3 protein-coding genes are annotated in these 2,528 nt (G+C 63.1%); all 3 read left to right on the plus strand.

From position 1 onward, the window contains the following. Positions 1 to 75: 75 nt before the first annotated feature. The 3 genes from K728_RS0102695 to K728_RS0102705 are packed head-to-tail and all read left to right on the plus strand — an operon-like array spanning position 76 to position 2,442. Positions 76 to 1,023 (plus strand): carbohydrate ABC transporter permease, encoded by a 948-nt coding sequence (locus tag K728_RS0102695; RefSeq protein WP_084442794.1) that lies wholly within the window; start codon positions 76 to 78, stop codon positions 1,021 to 1,023. 3 nt (positions 1,024 to 1,026) lie between these two features. Then, positions 1,027 to 1,914, plus strand: a complete 888-nt coding sequence (locus tag K728_RS0102700) for a carbohydrate ABC transporter permease (RefSeq protein WP_024475760.1) — start codon at positions 1,027 to 1,029, stop codon at positions 1,912 to 1,914. Between the two features lie 3 nt (positions 1,915 to 1,917). Continuing rightward, positions 1,918 to 2,442 (plus strand): gluconokinase, encoded by a 525-nt coding sequence (locus K728_RS0102705; RefSeq protein WP_024475761.1) that lies wholly within the window; start codon positions 1,918 to 1,920, stop codon positions 2,440 to 2,442. Positions 2,443 to 2,528 lie beyond the last annotated feature (86 nt).

A 2,528-nucleotide genomic window follows, 5' to 3' on the forward strand; every position in this document is an offset into this window, starting at 1 on the left:
CCGGCCGCCGCACCCTGACGCGCTCCACCCACCACCTTTGCAACCATTGCCATTAGCGCACCAAGGACGTTGACCATGACTGTCGCCTCCCCACCGAGGATCAACCCGCCGAAGGACCGCAGGCCGGGAAACACCCATTACAAGGCCTACTCCGACTGGGCGAACAACCACCGGAAGTGGCTGTTCGCGGCGCCGGCCATGATCTTCGTCGGCATCCTCATCATCTTCCCGCTCGGCTGGACCATGTACCTGAGCCTGACCGACTCCTCAGGGTCGGTCCGCGCCGAATCCGAGTTCATCGGTTTCGCCAACTACGCCGAAGTGCTCACCGACACTGAACGCTTCTGGCCCGCCGTCGGACGCACCTTCGCCTTCACCTTTGTGGCGCTCGCCGTCCAGATGATCCTGGGCATGTGCATCGCACTCCTGCTGTGGCGCCCGTTCAAGGGCGAAAAATGGGTCCGGGTGGCAATCCTCCTGCCCCTGGTCGCCACCCCGGTCGCCGTCGGCATGATGTGGCGGCTGATCTTCGACCCCAACATCGGGTTCGCCAACCAGGTGCTCGGCTTTGTGGGCATTCCGCCCCAGCCCTGGCTCTCCGGTCAGGCGACCGCGCTACCCACAGTGATTTTCATCGACATCTGGCAGTGGACCCCCATGGTGGTCATCATCCTGCTCGCCGGCCTTACCTCCCTCTCCGAGGAGCCGGACGAGGCGGCCCGGATCGACGGCGCCAACGCGTGGCAGCGGTTCCGCTACGTCACCGTCCCCCTGCTGATGCCGACCATCATTGTGGCGGTCCTCCTGCGCAGCATCGACGCGCTCAAAACCTTCGACCTGCTGTACGCCACCAAGGGGCGCGGCGGTGGATCCTTCAACGAGGTGGAGACGCTGAATATCTACGCCTACGGGCTTAGCTTCGACTACAACGACTACGGGTTGTCCTCAACCGTCCTGATCCTTTTCTTCCTCATCATCATCGCGGCCATGTGGGTTCTGACCCGGCGCCGGAAGGACGTGTAGCTCATGAGCACGATCGCCCCCAACCTCAGCCAGGGCAGCACCAAGCCCACCGGCATTCCCGCGCGCCGGAAGAAACCACTTCGCCGGCAGGGCTACAAGATCTTCCGCGTTGTCGCCCTGACCCTCGTGGTGCTCGCGTTCATCGCCCCGCTGGTCTGGATGTTCCTGGCCTCGCTGAAGACCAACGTCGACATCTACGACGCCAGCAAAACCCTGATCTTCACCCCCACCACCGCCAACTACGAAACGGTGCTGGGCCGCAACAACTACTTCTCGTTCGTGTTCAACAGCTTCTGGGTGGCGTTCGCGTCGACGGCGCTATCCCTGATCATCGGCGTCCCGGCGGCCTACTCCATGAGCCGGTTCGCGATGCGCCGTTCAGCGCTGGTAGTCCTGATGGCCCGCATCATCCCGGGCGTGAGCCTGCTGCTGCCCTGGTACTACGTATTCTCCAACCTGTCCCTGGTGGGCGGATACGGGGTGCTGATCCTCTCGCACATGTTCGTGGCCCTGCCACTGATCGTGTACATCATGATGTCCTACTACGATTCGATGCCCCTTGAGCTCGAGGAAGCGGCCCGGGTGGATGGACTCACCCACATCGGCGCCTTCCTGCGGATCACCCTGCCCCTGTCCATCGGCGGCGTGGCAACGGCCGGAATCCTGTCCTTCATCTTCTCGTGGAACAACTTCATGTTCGCCCTGGTGCTCTCCGGCGCCGAGACGAAGACGCTGCCCGTGGCCATCTTCAACTTCGTGGCCTACGCCAGCATCGACTGGGGAGGCCTGATGGCCGCTTCCGTGGTGGTCACTATCCCGATCATGGTGATCGCGCTGTTCACCCAGAAGTACATCGTTTCCGGCCTGACCGCCGGCGCGACCAAAGGCTAGGTCATGGCAGACTCAAAAACCCCGCCAATCGTGGTCATGGGGGTGCAGGGTTCTGGCAAAAGCACCATCGGGTCGCTGCTCGCTGAACGCCTCGGCGTCGCTTTCGTTGACGGTGATGATCTGCACCCGGTGGACAACAAAACCCTGATGGCCGCAGGGACGCCCCTCACCGACGACAACCGGCTTCCCTGGCTACACACCGTCGGTGAGGTGCTCGCCGAAGGCCGGAAAGCCGGCGTCGTCGTCGCCTGTTCGGCTCTCAAACTCGCGTACCGGGACCTGCTCCGCGGTCACGTCCCAGAACTGGTGGTCGTGCACCCGCACGGCACCATTGAACTGGTGGCCGCACGGATCTCCGAGCGGGAACACGAGTACATGCCGCCGTCGCTGCTTGCCTCCCAGTACGAGAGCCTGCAGACCCTGGGCGACGACGAACGCGGCCTGACCGTCGACCTGTCCCTCCCACCACAGGCAATGGTTGACCACATTGTCGCGTACCTCTCCGAAAGCAACATTCATGCGCATTAGTAGGATCGAAACCTTCCTCGTCCCACCACGGTGGCTGTTCGTCAGGGTGGAAACTGACCGCGGCATTGTCGGCTGGGGCGAGCCGG

This window comes from Arthrobacter sp. CAL618 (assembly GCF_000468215.1).
Taxonomy (GTDB): Bacteria; Actinomycetota; Actinomycetes; order Actinomycetales; family Micrococcaceae; genus Arthrobacter_D.

Excerpts from the sequence above, each read along its gene's own strand:
- K728_RS0102705 (WP_024475761.1), top strand. The coding sequence starts at position 1,918 with ATGGCAGACTCAAAAACCCCGCCAATCGTGGTCATGGGGGTGCAGGGT.
- K728_RS0102695 (WP_084442794.1), top strand. The coding sequence starts at position 76 with ATGACTGTCGCCTCCCCACCGAGGATCAACCCGCCGAAGGACCGCAGG.
- K728_RS0102700 (WP_024475760.1), top strand. The coding sequence starts at position 1,027 with ATGAGCACGATCGCCCCCAACCTCAGCCAGGGCAGCACCAAGCCCACC.